This window comes from Xanthomonas cissicola (genome assembly GCF_008801575.1).
Taxonomy (GTDB): Bacteria; Pseudomonadota; Gammaproteobacteria; order Xanthomonadales; family Xanthomonadaceae; genus Xanthomonas; species Xanthomonas cissicola.
Genome location: NZ_VZPL01000010.1, coordinates 26,304 through 41,203, shown reverse-complemented (window position 1 = coordinate 41,203; position 14,900 = coordinate 26,304). Strand labels below are relative to the sequence as shown.

Annotated in this window: 13 protein-coding genes; 6 read left to right on the top strand and 7 right to left on the bottom strand. The window is 63.8% G+C overall.

What is annotated here, in order from left to right; genetic code table 11:
* Window positions 1-3: 3 nt before the first annotated feature.
* From cysW to F7R02_RS06460, 3 genes are read right to left on the bottom strand one after another with little or no spacing between them, the layout of a single operon-like run.
* A complete protein-coding gene (gene cysW, locus F7R02_RS06470) occupies window positions 4-957 on the bottom strand; it encodes a sulfate ABC transporter permease subunit CysW (RefSeq protein ID WP_005922269.1) in 954 nt (317 codons plus the stop codon).
* A complete protein-coding gene (gene cysT, locus F7R02_RS06465; protein ID WP_011050653.1) occupies window positions 954-1,814 on the bottom strand; it encodes a sulfate ABC transporter permease subunit CysT in 861 nt (286 codons plus the stop codon). The genes cysW and cysT overlap by 4 nt, the downstream gene beginning before the upstream one ends.
* A gap of 3 nt (window positions 1,815-1,817) precedes the next feature.
* Complete coding sequence (locus F7R02_RS06460; RefSeq protein ID WP_005922271.1) at window positions 1,818-2,915, bottom strand: sulfate ABC transporter substrate-binding protein; 1,098 nt, start codon at window positions 2,913-2,915, stop codon at window positions 1,818-1,820.
* 90 nt (window positions 2,916-3,005) lie between these two features.
* Between F7R02_RS06460 and kbl the strand changes: the two genes are divergently transcribed.
* Together kbl and F7R02_RS06450 are read left to right on the top strand one after the other, a co-directional pair.
* Complete coding sequence (kbl, locus tag F7R02_RS06455; RefSeq protein ID WP_078591270.1) at window positions 3,006-4,214, top strand: glycine C-acetyltransferase; 1,209 nt, start codon at window positions 3,006-3,008, stop codon at window positions 4,212-4,214.
* Between the two features lie 2 nt (window positions 4,215-4,216).
* The gene (locus F7R02_RS06450) at window positions 4,217-4,609 is read left to right on the top strand and encodes an HNH endonuclease (protein ID WP_078591269.1); all 393 of its coding nucleotides are present in this window, start codon (window positions 4,217-4,219) and stop codon (window positions 4,607-4,609) included.
* Here the strand turns inward: F7R02_RS06450 and F7R02_RS06445 are convergent.
* The 3 genes from F7R02_RS06445 to F7R02_RS06435 form a co-directional block, all read right to left on the bottom strand.
* Window positions 4,560-5,420, bottom strand: coding sequence for a pseudouridine synthase (locus F7R02_RS06445; protein WP_078591268.1), 861 nt, complete (start codon window positions 5,418-5,420; stop codon window positions 4,560-4,562). The two genes, F7R02_RS06450 and F7R02_RS06445, sit on opposite strands and share 50 nt — an antisense overlap.
* Window positions 5,421-5,439: 19 nt before the next feature.
* Window positions 5,440-5,955 carry a hypothetical protein gene (locus F7R02_RS06440; protein ID WP_011050648.1) on the bottom strand — a complete coding sequence of 172 codons (516 nt, stop codon included), beginning with the start codon at window positions 5,953-5,955 and terminating at the stop codon, window positions 5,440-5,442.
* 192 nt (window positions 5,956-6,147) lie between these two features.
* A complete protein-coding gene (locus F7R02_RS06435) occupies window positions 6,148-7,245 on the bottom strand; it encodes an OmpA family protein (protein WP_005915855.1) in 1,098 nt (365 codons plus the stop codon).
* A 415-nt stretch (window positions 7,246-7,660) separates the two neighbouring features.
* Here F7R02_RS06435 and F7R02_RS06425 point away from each other — a divergent pair, with 415 nt between their 5' ends.
* The 4 genes from F7R02_RS06425 (at window position 7,661) to F7R02_RS06400 (ending at window position 13,759) form a co-directional block, all read left to right on the top strand.
* Entirely contained in the window at window positions 7,661-8,683 is a 1,023-nt protein-coding gene (locus F7R02_RS06425; RefSeq protein ID WP_033485184.1) for a zinc-binding alcohol dehydrogenase family protein, read from the top strand.
* 185 nt (window positions 8,684-8,868) lie between these two features.
* Window positions 8,869-10,908: an NADPH-dependent 2,4-dienoyl-CoA reductase gene (locus F7R02_RS06420; RefSeq protein WP_033485185.1), complete on the top strand. Its 2,040-nt coding sequence runs from the start codon at window positions 8,869-8,871 to the stop codon at window positions 10,906-10,908.
* Between the two features lie 1,354 nt (window positions 10,909-12,262).
* Window positions 12,263-12,724: a cell wall hydrolase gene (locus F7R02_RS06405; protein WP_005915848.1), complete on the top strand. Its 462-nt coding sequence runs from the start codon at window positions 12,263-12,265 to the stop codon at window positions 12,722-12,724.
* A gap of 420 nt (window positions 12,725-13,144) precedes the next feature.
* Complete coding sequence (locus tag F7R02_RS06400) at window positions 13,145-13,759, top strand: glutathione binding-like protein (protein ID WP_033485187.1); 615 nt, start codon at window positions 13,145-13,147, stop codon at window positions 13,757-13,759.
* An 85-nt stretch (window positions 13,760-13,844) separates the two neighbouring features.
* Here F7R02_RS06400 and F7R02_RS06395 read toward each other — a convergent pair whose 3' ends face one another.
* Window positions 13,845-14,831 (bottom strand): malate dehydrogenase, encoded by a 987-nt coding sequence (locus F7R02_RS06395; protein ID WP_003486642.1) that lies wholly within the window; start codon window positions 14,829-14,831, stop codon window positions 13,845-13,847.
* Between the last annotated feature and the right edge of the window lie 69 nt (window positions 14,832-14,900).

Here is a 14,900-nt window from a genome sequence, read left to right as displayed (position 1 = left end):
ACCTCAATGGCGGTGGTTGGCGGCCAGCGAATCGCCGTGTCGCCATTCCAGATACGTCTTCAGCGCCAACGTCAGCAGCGCGGTCAATGCCAGAAGCGACGCGCAGGCAAATGCGGCGCTGTAGGCGTATTCGTTGTAGAGAATTTCCACATGCAGCGGCAGCGTATTGGTGCGTCCACGGATATGCCCGGACACCACCGACACCGCCCCGAATTCGCCCATCGCACGCGCCGCGCACAACAGCACGCCGTACAACAGGCCCCAACGGATATTGGGCAGCGTCACCCGCCAGAACATCTGCCAGCCGTTCGCGCCCAAGCTCAGTGCCGCCAGTTCTTCGTCGCTGCCCTGCTGCTCCATCAACGGCATCAATTCGCGCGCGATGAAGGGGAAGGTTACGAACGTGGTCGCCAATACGATGCCCGGCAACGCGAACACGATCCGCGGCAACTGGATCACAAGGTCGCCCAGCGCCGGCAGCTGCACATGCCAGCCTTCGTCGATCAGTGGCCAGGCCCAGCCATTGCGGCCGAAGATCAGCACGAAGATCAAGCCCGCCACCACCGGCGACACCGAGAATGGCAGGTCGATCAGGCTGACCAGCAGGCGTTTGCCCCGGAACTGATGCTTGCTGATGGCCCACGCCGCGGCCACGCCGAAGACCAGATTCAACGGCAGCACGATCGCCGTCACCAGCAAGGTCAGCTTGATCGCCGACAACGCGTCCGGGTCGACTACCGCGTGCAGGAAAGTTTCCCAACCGCCACGCAACGCCTCGGCGAACACCAGTACCAGCGGCAGCAGCAAGAACGCCAGTAGGAAGAGCACGGCGCCCAGGATCATCAGCCATTGCACCCAACGCGGCTCATTGGTGGCCGAATCGCTGATGCGACGCGCCTGCTTGGTCATGGCATGGGTCGGCAACATGGAAGGCAGCGATGAAACAGCATCGTTCATACGGGCCTGCGTTGATAGCGCAGCAGCCGTGCCTGCAGCGTATTGACCACCAACAAGATCACGAACGACAGCAACAGCATGGCCGCGGCAATGGCAGTCGCCCCGGCGTAGTCGAACTCTTCCAGTCGGATGGTGATCAGCAGCGGCGCGATCTCGGTGGAATTGGGCAGGTTGCCGGCGATGAAGATCACCGAGCCGTATTCCCCCACGCCGCGTGCAAACGCCAGCGCAAACCCGGTCAGGACCGCCGGCCACACCCCCGGCAGCACCACCCGCCAGACCGTCTGCCAGCGCGAGGCGCCCAATGTGGCGGCGGCAGCCTCCATTTCACGATCGCTCTCGGCCAGCACCGGCTGCACCACCCGCACCACGAAGGGCAGGCCCACAAAGACCAATGCCAGCACGATACCCAGTTGCGTGTAGGCCACCTTGATCCCGATCGCCTCCAGCCAGCGTCCCACCCACCCGTTGCCGCCATACAGCGCGGTCAGCGCAATGCCGGCCACCGCGGTAGGCAACGCGAACGGCAAATCGATCACCGCATCGAAAAAGCGCTTGCCCGGAAACCTGTAGCGCACGAAGACCCATGCCACCCAGGTGCCCATCACCGCGTTGAAGGCACCGGCCGCAAACGCGGTGCCGAAACTCACCCGCAGCGCCGACAGCACACGTGGCTCGCTCCATACCCGCCACAGGCCCTCCCAGCCCAGGCCACTGGTCTTGATGAAGATACCCAGCAGCGGGATCAGCACGATCAGGCCAAGCCAGGTCAAGGTGATTCCCAGACTCAGGCCCAGCCCCGGCATCACGCGTCGGCGCGATGACGGCGCTGGGTGGGGTGCAACCGACATCGACATCGCTTACTTGTTGGCCTGGATCTGGTCGAACACGCCACCGTCGGCGAAATGCTCTTGCTGCGCCTTCTCCCAGGAGCCGAACGCCTGCTGGATGGTCACCAGCTTGATCTCCGGAAACCGCGCGATGTCGGCCGGGTCGGCAAATTCCGGATGCCGCGGACGATAGAAATGCTTGGCTGCCAGCTTCTGACCTTCAGGCGCATACAGATAGCGCAGGTAGGCTTCGGCCACCTCGCGGGTGCCATGCTTGTCGACGTTCTTGTCCACCAGCGCCACCGACGGCTCGGCCAGGATCGACAACTTCGGCACCACGATCTCGAACTTGTCCTTGCCCAGTTCCTCGCGCGCCAGCAGCGCCTCGTTTTCCCAGGCCAGCAGCACATCGCCGATACCGCGCTGCACGAACGTCGTGGTGGCGCCGCGTGCGCCGGTATCCAGCACCGGCACGTTGCGGAACAACGCCTGCATATAGCGCAGGATGCGCTCGCGGTCGCCCTTGAAGATGTGGTCGGCGTACGCCCAGGCGGCCAGATAGTTCCAGCGCGCGCCTCCGGAGGTCTTCGGGTTCGGCGTCACCACCGCCACGCCAGACCGCAGCAGGTCCGGCCAGTCGTGGATGTTCTTCGGGTTGCCCTTGCGTACCAGAAACACGATGGTCGAGGTATACGGCGCACTGTTGTCGGGCAGGCGCTTTTCCCAGTCGGTCTCGATCAGCTTGGCCTTCTGCGCGATGGCATCCACGTCGTACGCCAGCGCCAAGGTCACCACGTCGGCCTCGATGCCATCGATCACCGCGCGCGCCTGCTTGCCCGAGCCGCCGTGCGAGGTTTCCACGGTCACCGTGTCCTGCGGGTGCTGCTGTTTCCACTGCGCTGCAAAGGCGGCGTTGTAGTCGCGATAGAACTCGCGGGTCGGGTCGTAGCTCACGTTGAGCAGCCCGATCTCGCGTGCGCCAGCTGGGCCGGCCAGGACCAGCAAGGCGAAAAGAAAGGAGGTAAAACGGAAACGGGAATATGTCACAACGATCTCCTGGCCGGTTGAGCACAGCTGAACAGCAAGCATGCCATGCTGCGCAGCGGCACGCAGGCGGTGAAATGACATCAGCGCCGCCGCTTATGCCGATTTTGCATGACGTAGTGGTATGCCACCGTGATCGTTAAAATCGCGCTTCTTTCTGCCATTGCGACCGCCATGACCACCGCTCCCGCCGCGCTGACCGCCCATTACGCCGCCGAACTGGACGCCATCCAGGCCCAGGGCCTGTTCAAGTCCGAGCGCATCATCACCGGCCCGCAGTCAGCGGAGATCACGCTGGCCGATGGTCGCCGCGTGCTGAATTTCTGCGCCAACAACTATCTGGGCCTGGCCGATCACCCGGACATCATCCAGGCCGCCAAGGACGCGCTGGACAGCCACGGCTTCGGCATGGCCTCGGTACGCTTCATCTGCGGCACCCAGGATCTGCATAAGCAACTGGAACGCACCATCGCCACGTTCTTCGGCACCGAAGACACCATCCTCTACGCAGCCTGCTTCGATGCCAATGGCGGCCTGTTCGAACCGCTGCTCGGCGAGCACGACGCCATCATTTCCGATGCGCTCAACCATGCCTCCATCATCGACGGCGTGCGCCTGTGCAAGGCCAAGCGCTTCCGCTACGCCAACTGCGACATGGCCGACCTGGAAGCGCAGCTGCAGGCCGCCGACGCCGCCGGCTGCAAGACCAAGCTGATCACCAGCGACGGCGTGTTCTCGATGGACGGCTTCATCGCCCCGCTCGACGAAATCACTGCCCTGGCCCGCAAATACAACGCGCTGGTACATATCGACGAATGCCATGCCACCGGCTTCCTCGGCGCCACCGGCCGCGGCTCGGCCGAGGTCAAGGGCGTACTCGACCAGATCGACATCTTCACCGGCACGCTGGGCAAGGCCATGGGCGGCGCATTGGGCGGCTTCACCACCGCAAAGCGCGAAGTGATCGAGCTGCTGCGCCAGCGTTCGCGTCCCTACTTGTTCTCCAATTCATTGCCGCCGCACGTGGTGGCTGCAGGCATCAAAGCCTTCGAAATGCTGGATGCCGCCGGCGAGCTGCGCACGCAGCTGGTCGAAAACACCACGTATTTCCGCGCACGCATGACCGCCGCCGGTTTCGACATCAAACCGGGCGTGCATCCGATCAGCCCGGTGATGCTGTACGACGCACCGCTGGCGCAAAAATTCGCCGAGCGCTTGCTAGAGGAAGGCATCTACGCCATCGGCTTTTTCTTCCCGGTGGTTCCGAAAGGCCAGGCGCGCATTCGCACCCAGATCAGCGCAGCGCATACGCGCGAGCACCTGGATCAAGCGATCGAAGCGTTCATCAAGATCGGGCGCGAACTCAAGGTCATCGAGGCCTGAGCATGCGCACGGTGCTGCGCCAACGGCTGCTGCTGGCGGCGCAGACCGATGCGCAGGCGCAGCTGCTCGACGGCCATTGGGAGACGCGCTGCCTGCACTGCCGTCGGCATCTGCAGATGCGCGCCGACGGCGAACCGCTCGGCCACACCACGCTCGAACACGTGGTGCCGCAGGCCTGGTTCGGTCGGCGCGCGGCCGCGTCGCTGTGCGTATTGGTGGGCGACGATGCCAACAATGCGCGCAATCTGGCGCTGGCCTGTGCCGGCTGCAATCACGCCAAGGGTCGCCGCCACGATGCCAACGGCGCCGGCGACGCCCGCGCTTACGACGTGGTCAGCGCCCTGCTCAGCGCGCGTCTGGCGCGCTGGCGTGCGCCGCCGGCACCAACGCACTGACTTCCTCGGCGCTCAGCATCCGCCACGCGCCTTTGCCCAGCTCCCCCATCGCCAGCGGGCCGATCGCCACGCGCACCAGCCGCAGTACGCCGATGTCGACTGCGGCCAACAGCCGGCGGATCTGCCGATTGCGCCCTTCGTCCAGCACGATCTCCAGCCAGGCATTGCGCTCGCCTTCGCGCAGTACGCTGACCTGCTTGGCGCGCAACAGTAGGCCCTGGCCCTGCGGATCGGGATCGACCACACCGGCATGCAGCTGCACCAGTTGCGCGGCACTGGGACGGCAATCGATCTGCACGTGGTAGGTCTTGTCCGGCCCGGTCGCCGGGTCGGTCACCGTCGCCGCCCACTGTGGGTCGTTGCTGAAAAGCAACAGGCCTTCGCTGGCCTTGTCCAGGCGCCCCACCGGCGCGATCCACGGTAGGCCGGCGTCATCGAAGCAACGGTAGACCGTGTCCCTGCCCTGCTCGTCGCGCACGGTGGTGACCGCGCCGCGCGGTTTGTTGAGCATCAGGTAGCAGCGTGCCAGTCCCGCAAGCGGTTGCCCATCGACAGCGATGGACGATTGCTGATCGCCGCGGATCGGAAACTCGGGGTCGCGCACCACACGTGCCGACACGCTGACGCGGCCAGCGGCAATCCAGCGCGCCGCTTCGGTGCGCGAACACACGCCAAGCTTGGACAGCACGCGCGCCAGCCCATGGCGTGGCGCGGCATTGGCGGATGCGGCAGCGGGTGGGCGCACCGCGCCGCCCGCCCCCGGACCACGCTGACGCTGCCGGGACGTTGCCGGCGCAGGTCGCCGGGGCATGCCGTCCCGACCGCAGGGCTTACTTGTTTTCGACCGACTTGGCGTCGGCCGCAGGTGTTGCGGGCGCTGCCGCTGCAGGTGCCGCACCAGCGGCCGGGCGAGCCTTGACCACGCGCACACCGCGGGCCTTCATCCAGGCATCGAATTCTTCTGCCGTCATGCGCTTGCCGTTCTGGCTCATGTCAAAGCGCCACGGGGTGTTGTCGAACGCGGTAGTGGCCTTGTAGGCCGCCGGGTCGTTCGGGTTGACGGTGCCGCCGGGCGGAATGACCTTGGCCAGATCCTGGCAACCTTCCACGCGCAGGCGCAGCAGCACACGATCCACCGACTGGTCGCTGCTATAGGGCTGTGCCAGCACGCCGGTGGGCATGCCCAGCTGCACGCTACGGGTATAGAACTCGGCAGCCGCGGGTGCAACGACGGTGGCGGGCAACGGCAGTGGCTGGGACACCATGCTGCCGGCGCAGTTTGGAGCGGCGTAGGCAGCGGGGATCAGAGCGAGACAGAGCAGTCCTGCCGTAGCGGTACGCAGCATCGGGTTCTTCCAAGTATGAGTGTGGTGTTGACGCGGCGAGTGTAGGCAGCGATGAACGCTGTTTCAACAGGAACCGTGCCTGGATGGCAACACAGACAGGATCGGCAGCGCTTGAGCGCGCTTTTCCCGAATCTGCATAGACAAAACCCGGCACAAGGCCGGGTTTTGTCTGCAATAAAGCTAGCGGTCCGATTAGTTCTGGACGTTCAGCTCGGTACGACGGTTCTTCGCACGACCTTCAGGATTGTCGGAACCATCCGGGTTGGTGTTCGGAGCAATCGGACGGCTCTCGCCGTAGCCGATCGGGCCGACCAGGCGCGATGCATCGACGCCGTTCTTGGTCAGGTAGTCGTACACGGTGGTCGCACGACGCTCGGACAGCTTCTGGTTGTACGCGTCGGTACCCTTCGAGTCGGTGTGACCGGCAACCTCGACCTTCAGGTCGGGGTAGCGCTTCAGGATCTCGGTCGCTTCGCTCAGGATCGAAACGGCATCCGGACGCAGGGTCGACTTGTTGAAGTCGAAGTTCACGCCCTTCAGGTCGATCGAGACAGGAACCGGGCAACCGTCCGGACCGATGGTCTGGCCAGGCTGCGAGTTCGGGCACTTGTCGTCGCAGTTGTTGACGCCGTCACCGTCGTCATCCAGATCGGCGCAGCTCGGAGCAACCGGAGCCGGAGCCGGCGGCGGAGCGGTCGACGGAGCCGGTCCCAACGGGATCACGACGCCGACCGAAGCCAGCACGTCGCCGAACCAGTCTTCCTGCGGAGCAGCAACGCTCTGGTCGTTGAAGTCAGCGCGGTAGGCCAACTCGGCACGCACGGCGACGCGCTTGTCGAAGGTGGTCTGCAGACCGACACCGGCCTTGGCGGCAAAGTTGCCGTCCTTCTGCTGGCCCGGCGAAACCGGGTTCGGGGTCGCGTCGAATTCTTCTTCCGAACGCTGGTAGCCCAGACCGAACAGCAGGTAGGGGTTCCAGCCGCGGCCTTCCTGGATGAAGTGGCGACGCAGGTCGAACGAGATGCCGTACTGGCTCCAGTTCAGATCCTGGTTGGCATCGAAGTTCGGGTTCTGATAGTTCAGCTCACCGTCGATCGACCAGTTCGGGCTGACGAACTTGCCCAGACCCAGGGTGACGAACGGGGCATCATTGGTCAGGCGATCGCTGTCCTGGAAGTTGAAGCCAGCGCTACCGGTCAGGTACCAACGGTCGTCGAACTCCTGCGCGGAAGCAGCCTGGGCAACTGCCAGACCGCCGAGCAACGCGGCAGTGAGAATTTTCTTGTTCATTTATACAGCTCCTTCTTTGGGAGATAAAACCGATAGAGGCGTTGTGCTTGGTAAAGATGCTCGTCACATCCAGAGCCATCGGGGCGCAGATTAAGCCGGCCTCGGTGAAGATCGCGTTAACGGTCATATAACATGTGAAAGCAATCACCTGGTCCCGCAACGCCAAGCAATCCTACGTATACAGCTTCATGAAGGAAAGGACCGGGCACCCATTTCGCACAACGCGCCTGCATGAACGGCAGCCCAATTAAGTCACTTGAATACGGTTCCGTGCCGACTGGTTTTCAGCGTTCCAGGTTGCCTGGAAAACTACATTGGTGAACGCCAAGCCCCGTCCGAGCTGAATTGTGGGGTGGATGGTTGCGGACGACTTGTCCCACAACGCACCCTGAACCTCCCGCTCAGGAGCGCTCCAATGAAAGCTGTCGCCCTCACCCGCCATCTTCCGATCGACGATCCCGAATCGCTACTTGACGTGGAACTTCCGGCACCTGCGGCGCCGTCGGGGTATGACTTATTGGTGCGGGTGGAGGCGATCTCGGTGAACCCGGTCGATACAAAGGTGCGCGCGCCCAAGCCGCAGCCCCTGCAGGCGCCGAAGGTCCTGGGTTACGACGCAGCCGGAGTGATCGAGGCGGTCGGCCCGGAGGTCACCGCCTTCGCGGTCGGCGACGAGGTCTACTATGCCGGCGATATCGGGCGGCCGGGCAGCAATGCGCAGTATCAGTTGGTGGACGCGCGGATTGCCGGATGCAAACCGACCTCGCTCAGCTTCGCGCAGGCGGCCGCGCTACCGCTGACCACCCTGACGGCATGGGAGCTGCTGTTCCAGCGCATGCCCTTTTCATTCGACGGTGCACGCAATCGCGGCAGGCATCTGCTCATCATCGGCGGGGCTGGCGGCGTGGGCTCCATCGCGATCCAGCTGGCGCGGCATGCCGGATTCACGGTGATTGCCACCGCCTCGCGCCCGGAGAGCATCGAATGGGTTCGCCAAATGGGCGCGCACCACGTGATCGATCATCACCAACCGCTGCAGCCGCAACTGCAGGCGCTGGGATTGGAAACGGTGGACGCGGCGCTCAATCTGGCCGACACCGACCGCTACTGGCAGCCACTGGGCGAAGTGCTGGCGCCGCAGGGCCATGTGGGCCTGATCGTGGAGCCGCGCGGGCCGTTGTCGATCGGCGACCCATACAAATCCAAGTGCATCGGCATCCATTGGGAGCTGATGTTCACGCGCGCGCGCTACGCGACCGAGGACATGGTCGAGCAGCACCGCATCCTCAACCGGGCGGCCAGCCTGATCGATGCCGGCGAGCTGCGCACCACGCATACCGAGACGCTGTCGCCGATCAATGCGCAGCAGCTGCGCGAGGCGCATCGTCGGCTGGAAAGCGGCAGCACGATCGGCAAGCTGGTGCTGGCCGGCTGGTAAGGCGGCGGTCTGGCTCACGTCGCTGCGGCGATGCATGGATGCGCGCGCCCGTGCGGGCGGCAGCGAAGGCGTGTTGCCCACCAGACGTCTCCGGGGCATCGGTAGGGCCGCTGCATGCGTCAGGACTTGCCGCCAGGCCGGTTTGCCGGCATCGTGCGCAATCCGTACGCCAGCGTATCCACATCATGTCGCCCGCCACCGGCCCTTCCGCCTTGTCGTTCCCGCACCTGTTCACCCCGCTCGATCTGGGCTTCACGCAACTGCGTAATCGCGTCCTGATGGGCTCGATGCACACGGGCCTGGAAGACCGTGCGCGCGACTTCCCCAAGCTGGCGGCGTATTTCGCAGAGCGCGCCGCCGGTGGCGTGGGCCTGATCGTGACCGGTGGGTTTTCGCCGAATGTGGTGGGCTGGCTCACGCCATTCGGCGGCAAGTTGTCGTGGCCGTGGGAAGTACGCCCGCATCGCCAGGTCACCCGCGCAGTCCACGAACACGGCGCCAAGATCTGCCTGCAGCTGCTGCACGCCGGGCGCTACGCGTACCACCCGCTGTCGGTTGCGCCATCCAGGCTCAAGGCACCGATCAACCCGTTCACTCCGCGCGCGTTGTCGGCCGGCGCAGTGGACCGGCAGATCGCAGCCTATGCGCGCGCCGCGCGGCTAGCGCGCGAGGCGGGCTACGACGGCGTCGAGGTCATGGGCTCGGAAGGCTATCTGATCAACGAATTCACCGCCGCGCGCACCAATCGGCGCAGCGACGCCTGGGGCGGCGATGCGAGCAAGCGCATGCGCTTTGCGGTAGAGATCGTGCGGCGCATCCGCGAGGCCTGCGGGCCGGACTTCATCATCATCTACCGGCTGTCGCTGGTGGATCTGGTCGAAGACGGCAACCAGTGGCAGGAAATCCTGGCCCAGGCGCAGGCGATCGAAGCGGCCGGCGCGACCATCATCAATTCCGGTATCGGCTGGCACGAAGCGCGCATTCCCACCATCGCCACCTCGGTGCCGCGCGCCGCGTTTGCCGGGGTCACTGCCAAACTCAAGCCGCATCTGCGCATTCCGGTGGTGGCAACCAACCGCATCAACATGCCGGAGGTGGCCGAGCGCATCCTGGCCGACGGTGCCGCAGACATGGTGTCGCTGGCGCGGCCGCTGCTGGCCGACCCGCAGTGGACCAACAAGGCGCGCGCCGGGCAGTCGCACACCATCAATACGTGCATTGCCTGTAACCAGGCCTGCCTGGATCACGTGTTCGACAACAAGCTGGCCAGCTGCCTGGTCAACCCGCGTGCCGCACACGAGACCGAACTCAACTACACCCCGACTGCCACGCCCAAGCGCATTGCCGTGGTCGGTGCCGGCCCGGCCGGTCTGGCCTGCGCGACGGTGGCGGCAGAACGCGGGCATCGGGTGACCTTGTTCGATGCAAGCGATGCGGTCGGCGGGCAATTCAATGTCGCCAAGCGCATTCCGGGCAAGGAAGAGTTCAACGAGACCTTGCGTTACTTCGGCCATCGCATCGAAGCGACCGGCGTGCAGCTGCGTTTGAACACCCCGGTGCAGGCTGCCGATCTGAAAGACTTCGACGAAGTCGTGCTGGCCACCGGCATCGAGCCGCGCAAGGTGGATTTCCCCGGTGCCGATCATCCGATGGTGGTGAGCTACCTCGACGTGGTGCTGGGCCGCCACGTCGCCGCCGACAAGGTGGCCATCATCGGTGCCGGCGGAATTGGCTTTGATGTCGGCGAGTTTCTGGTGCACACGGGCCAATCGCCATCGCTGGATCCGCAGCGCTGGATGGCCGAATGGGGCGTAGATCCGAGCTTCGAAGCGCGCGGTGCGTTGAACAAACCGCAACCCGAGCGTGCCGCCCGTCAGGTCTGGCTGTTGCAGCGCAGCCCCGGCAAGCCCGGTGGACGCCTGGGCAAAACCACTGGCTGGATCCACCGCGCGACGCTCAAGGCCAAGGGCGTCAAAATGCTCGGCGGCGTGGAATATCTGGGCGTGGACGACGCCGGCCTGCGCATTCGCGTGGAAGGCAGCGAACAGCTGCTGGATGTCGGTACGGTGGTGGTGTGCGCCGGGCAGGAGCCGCGTCGCGAGTTGCTGGCCGCGCTGCAGGCCAATGGCCAGCAGCCGCATCTGATCGGCGGCGCGGACGTGGCGGCCGAACTGGATGCCAAGCGCGCGATCAACCAGGCAAGTCGGCTGGCCGCGACCCTGTAACGGATTTTCGAGGACGGCGTCACGACGACGCCGTCGTTGCGTTCGGGGCTTGCCGCACGACTGCCGTGCATGCAGCGTTACCGACGTCGACATGCATGCGGATGTAGTGGCCTGCCACGCCGATTCTTTTTCTTGCCGTGCGGATCGGCGATAAGTGCGGCATGCATCGTTACCGCACGCATTACCGCCTGTCGCATTGCGCGCCTACGCGGCAGCGCATCTCGACACGGGCCTGTGTGGTAGACGCGCGGGCACTTCGCGCATCTAAAACGCGCTCAGGTACCGCTTGCTGCCTGCATTGTCGATTCGCAATCGCCGCTACAGCATCAGCGTGCGCTTGTGGGATGCGATGACACCGCGTGTCTTATCGCTTCGACAGAGATTTTCGCAACGTGCATGCACGTTTCTGACGACAGTGCATGCTGCACTGATTGCAGTACCTGGCGTATCAGCGCCTACTTCGTTTTGGCACCCATTGGTCTTAAAACTTTCGTATCTGACACTTCTGCACTTGAGCATCTTCGCGCTCTTGCGCTCTTGAACATGCGACCTCGCAAACAGATCGCAACGCAATAAGACACACCACTGGCGCATCGAATGCTCGACGAGCTTTCGAAACATCGCTACGTGCCCTCCGAACATCACGCGACAACGGCCATCACGTCGTGATGGCAGATAGCTTTCGCTGCAACAGCTAGCATCTGTACTGCTTCTGATGGCGTGATCAGCGAGATGCGTCAAGACTGCGTATCCATACGCAGAGGAGATGACGCATAACGCGCCAGTGATGCAGCACACACACCGCTGCATCTCAGACGCTAGCACTGTCGCCATCCAGGGCGTCTCCGCGACGCCCGTCTTTCTCGCGCACCCTTGATCGATGTACGAAACCGAAGTGCACAACTGCACTCGACAGCATAACCACGCGTGACGAGTGCGTGTATGAAATTTGCGCTTATCAGGAAGGCGGTTTTTTGCCACCAGGCGATCATCCGAACCGATACGCAATGCCGCAGCGCGCGATGTGGCAAACAATTCATGCAAACACAACAGTCGCTTTAACAATGCGACGCAGATTCGATGTTGCGATGCACGCTAGGCTGTTTCACAGCGCGATGCATCGCGGGCAGTCGGAATCGTCAACCCCTCTCATTCAGCCGCGATTGTGTGATCGACGCCTACCTTGCGCCAACTTTTTGACCCATCGCATTTGGTGGGCGCCTTCGGCAGATGGTCTTTCGCCGAAGCATTTGGCGACCGGTGGCAGGTCGCCTCCCCATGACGCCAAGCCCTCTGCACTGGTGCATCCACATTGGATGCTCTGCGGACCGGCCCATACGGAGCAAGGAGTTCTATGAAACTTGTTTGGATACTCTGGCTGTCGCATGTGTTGCCGCAGCCAGCTGCAGATTCGCTGTGTTTGAGTACGACCGTCTATCTGGAAGCGCGCGACCAGACCTTGCGTGGCCAGCAGGCCGTTGCAGAAGTTGCATTGCGTCGCCTGGATAGCGGTTTGTGGGGCGACTCGATGTGCCAGGTGGTCACTGCACGCAAGCAATTCGCGCCGACGATCGTGGCGCCAGGCACGCAGCTGAAGAACGACGATGCCTGGAACAAGGCTTTGGGCGTGGCACTGGCGGCGCAGCGCAACTGGGCATTGCCGGTTGGCCAACGCAAGGAGATCGTGCCGGGCGCCAGCCACTTTGCCGCCAGCGCAATCGCGAGCCCTAGCTGGCGTAATGCCTATCAGGTGGCCACCATCGGCGACCACACGTTCTATCGCGTGCAATCGCTGCGCCCGCGCAACGCGTCCTGAGCGCGGACTGTCGCGGTATCTCTGAGCGTCATACGTCGCTGAGGTCGTTGATTATCGAGATGCAGTGCCGATGCGTCTGACGCGTCTTGATGCGCCCATCTCGAGACACCCATACGTCGCAGTACAACGGACACACCGCACGCGTGGCGATCGACCGGCGTGGCAGAAAGCGGTATCAGGCACCGACCCGCCTCCCGCACCCGGATAGGTTGCAAAGAAGACCCTGACCAAGCTGTAGCCGCTGTCGCCATTTGCCGCGCTGGCTAGCATGATGGTGCCCTTCGTATCGGCATAACACCAACTTCAGCGACCAACGGGCCAATGGGCGACACCCTGCTCAAGCCTCCAATACCCGCTGCGCGCTCCACACGGCATCGTCTGCCCGCTAAGCTTGGGTCTTCATTTCCGCGTGGATCGTCCATGAAGCTGTATACCAAGCCCGGCGCTTGTTCGCTGGCAGATCACATCGTGTTGCGTTGGTCGGGGCTGCCGTTCGACCTGAGTGTGGTCGATGCGGCGACGATGAAATCTCCCGAGTATCTGCGTCTGAATCCAGCAGGCGCCGTGCCATTGCTGCTGGTCGACGATTGGGCACTGACCCAGAATGCAGCCATCCTCAATTACATCGCCGACATCGCGCCGCTCACCGGCCTATCCGGCGATGGCACCGCGCGCAGCCGTGCCGAAATCAATCGTTGGATCGCCTTCGTCAATGCCGACGTGCACCCCATCTTCAAGCCGATCTTCGGCAGCACCGCGTATCTGCAAGACCCGGCGCTGATTGCGCGCAGCCAGGACGATGCGCGCGTCAAATTGCGCACGCTGTACGCGCGCGTCGATGCGCATCTGCAAGGTCGTACCTGGCTTGCCAGCGACAGCCACACCGGTGCCGATGCGTATTTGTTCGTCACCTTGCTGTGGGCGCAGAAAGCCGCTGTGAATCTGGATGGCTTGAACGCGCTGCAAGCGTTCGTGCAACGCATGCTGGCCGATGCCGATGTGCAGGCTGCACTCAAGGCCGAGGGTCTGGCCTGACAGCGCAGCCGTTTGCCACACGACGCGTAATAACAAAAACGCCGGGCAATGCCCGGCGTTTTCATGACTGCCGTGATCGACCAACTCAGCCCAGCAGGTGCGCCACGCCGCTGCGCTCTTCTTCCAGCTCGGCCAGGGTCTTGTCGATGTACTTCTGGCTGAAGTCGTCGATCGGCAGATCCTTGACGATGGTGTACTTGCCATTTTCGGTGGTGACCGGGAAGCCGAACATCACGCCTTCCGGAATGCCGTAGGAGCCGTCCGACGGCACGCCCATCGTCACCCACTTACCGCTGGTGCCCAGCACCCAGTCACGGATGTGGTCGATGGCGGCATTGGCCGCGGAGGCAGCCGAGGACAGGCCACGCGCTTCGATGATCGCCGCGCCGCGCTTGCCCACGGTCGGGATAAACGTGGAAGCGTTCCACTCCTGGTCGTTGATCGCATCGCCGATGGAGGCGCCATCGGCGGTGGCGAAACGATAATCCGGGTACATGGTCGGGCTGTGGTTACCCCACACCGCCAGCTTCTCGATGCCGGCCACCGGCTTGCCGAGCTTGGCCGAGAGCTGGCTCAGCGCACGGTTGTGGTCCAGGCGCAGCATGGCGGTGAAATTCTTCGGGTCCAGGTCCGGCGCCGACTTCATGGCGATGTAGGCGTTGGTGTTGGCCGGATTGCCGACCACCAGCACCTTCACGTCGCGCTTGGCGACCTTGTTCAGGGCCGCGCCCTGTGCGGTGAAGATCTCCGCATTGGCCAGCAGCAGGTCCTTGCGCTCCATGCCCGGGCCGCGCGGACGCGAACCGACCAGCAGGGCGACATCGACGTCCTTGAAGGCCACTTCGGCGTCGTCGGTACCGACCATGCCGGCCAGCAACGGGAACGCGCAGTCTTCCAGTTCCATCATCACGCCCTTGAGGGCGGCCTGGGCCTTCTCAATCGGCAGTTCAAGCAACTGCAGAATGACCGGTTGGTCCTTGCCCAGCATTTCGCCGGAAGCGATGCGGAACAGCAGGGCATAGCCGATCTGGCCGGCAGCGCCGGTCACAGCAACACGAACAGGTGCTTTCATGGGGTGTTTCCTCTGCTAAAAAACGTTGGTGGGGTCGCACGCTGGCGGGGCACAAGGCCTGGCGGCGCG

Excerpts from the sequence above, each read along its gene's own strand:
- cysW (WP_005922269.1), bottom strand. The coding sequence starts at position 957 with ATGAACGATGCTGTTTCATCGCTGCCTTCCATGTTGCCGACCCATGCC.
- cysT (WP_011050653.1), bottom strand. The coding sequence starts at position 1,814 with ATGTCGATGTCGGTTGCACCCCACCCAGCGCCGTCATCGCGCCGACGC.
- F7R02_RS06460 (WP_005922271.1), bottom strand. The coding sequence starts at position 2,915 with ATGTCATTTCACCGCCTGCGTGCCGCTGCGCAGCATGGCATGCTTGCT.
- kbl (WP_078591270.1), top strand. The coding sequence starts at position 3,006 with ATGACCACCGCTCCCGCCGCGCTGACCGCCCATTACGCCGCCGAACTG.
- F7R02_RS06450 (WP_078591269.1), top strand. The coding sequence starts at position 4,217 with ATGCGCACGGTGCTGCGCCAACGGCTGCTGCTGGCGGCGCAGACCGAT.
- F7R02_RS06445 (WP_078591268.1), bottom strand. The coding sequence starts at position 5,420 with ATGCCCCGGCGACCTGCGCCGGCAACGTCCCGGCAGCGTCAGCGTGGT.
- F7R02_RS06440 (WP_011050648.1), bottom strand. The coding sequence starts at position 5,955 with ATGCTGCGTACCGCTACGGCAGGACTGCTCTGTCTCGCTCTGATCCCC.
- F7R02_RS06435 (WP_005915855.1), bottom strand. The coding sequence starts at position 7,245 with ATGAACAAGAAAATTCTCACTGCCGCGTTGCTCGGCGGTCTGGCAGTT.
- F7R02_RS06425 (WP_033485184.1), top strand. The coding sequence starts at position 7,661 with ATGAAAGCTGTCGCCCTCACCCGCCATCTTCCGATCGACGATCCCGAA.
- F7R02_RS06420 (WP_033485185.1), top strand. The coding sequence starts at position 8,869 with ATGTCGCCCGCCACCGGCCCTTCCGCCTTGTCGTTCCCGCACCTGTTC.
- F7R02_RS06405 (WP_005915848.1), top strand. The coding sequence starts at position 12,263 with ATGAAACTTGTTTGGATACTCTGGCTGTCGCATGTGTTGCCGCAGCCA.
- F7R02_RS06400 (WP_033485187.1), top strand. The coding sequence starts at position 13,145 with ATGAAGCTGTATACCAAGCCCGGCGCTTGTTCGCTGGCAGATCACATC.
- F7R02_RS06395 (WP_003486642.1), bottom strand. The coding sequence starts at position 14,831 with ATGAAAGCACCTGTTCGTGTTGCTGTGACCGGCGCTGCCGGCCAGATC.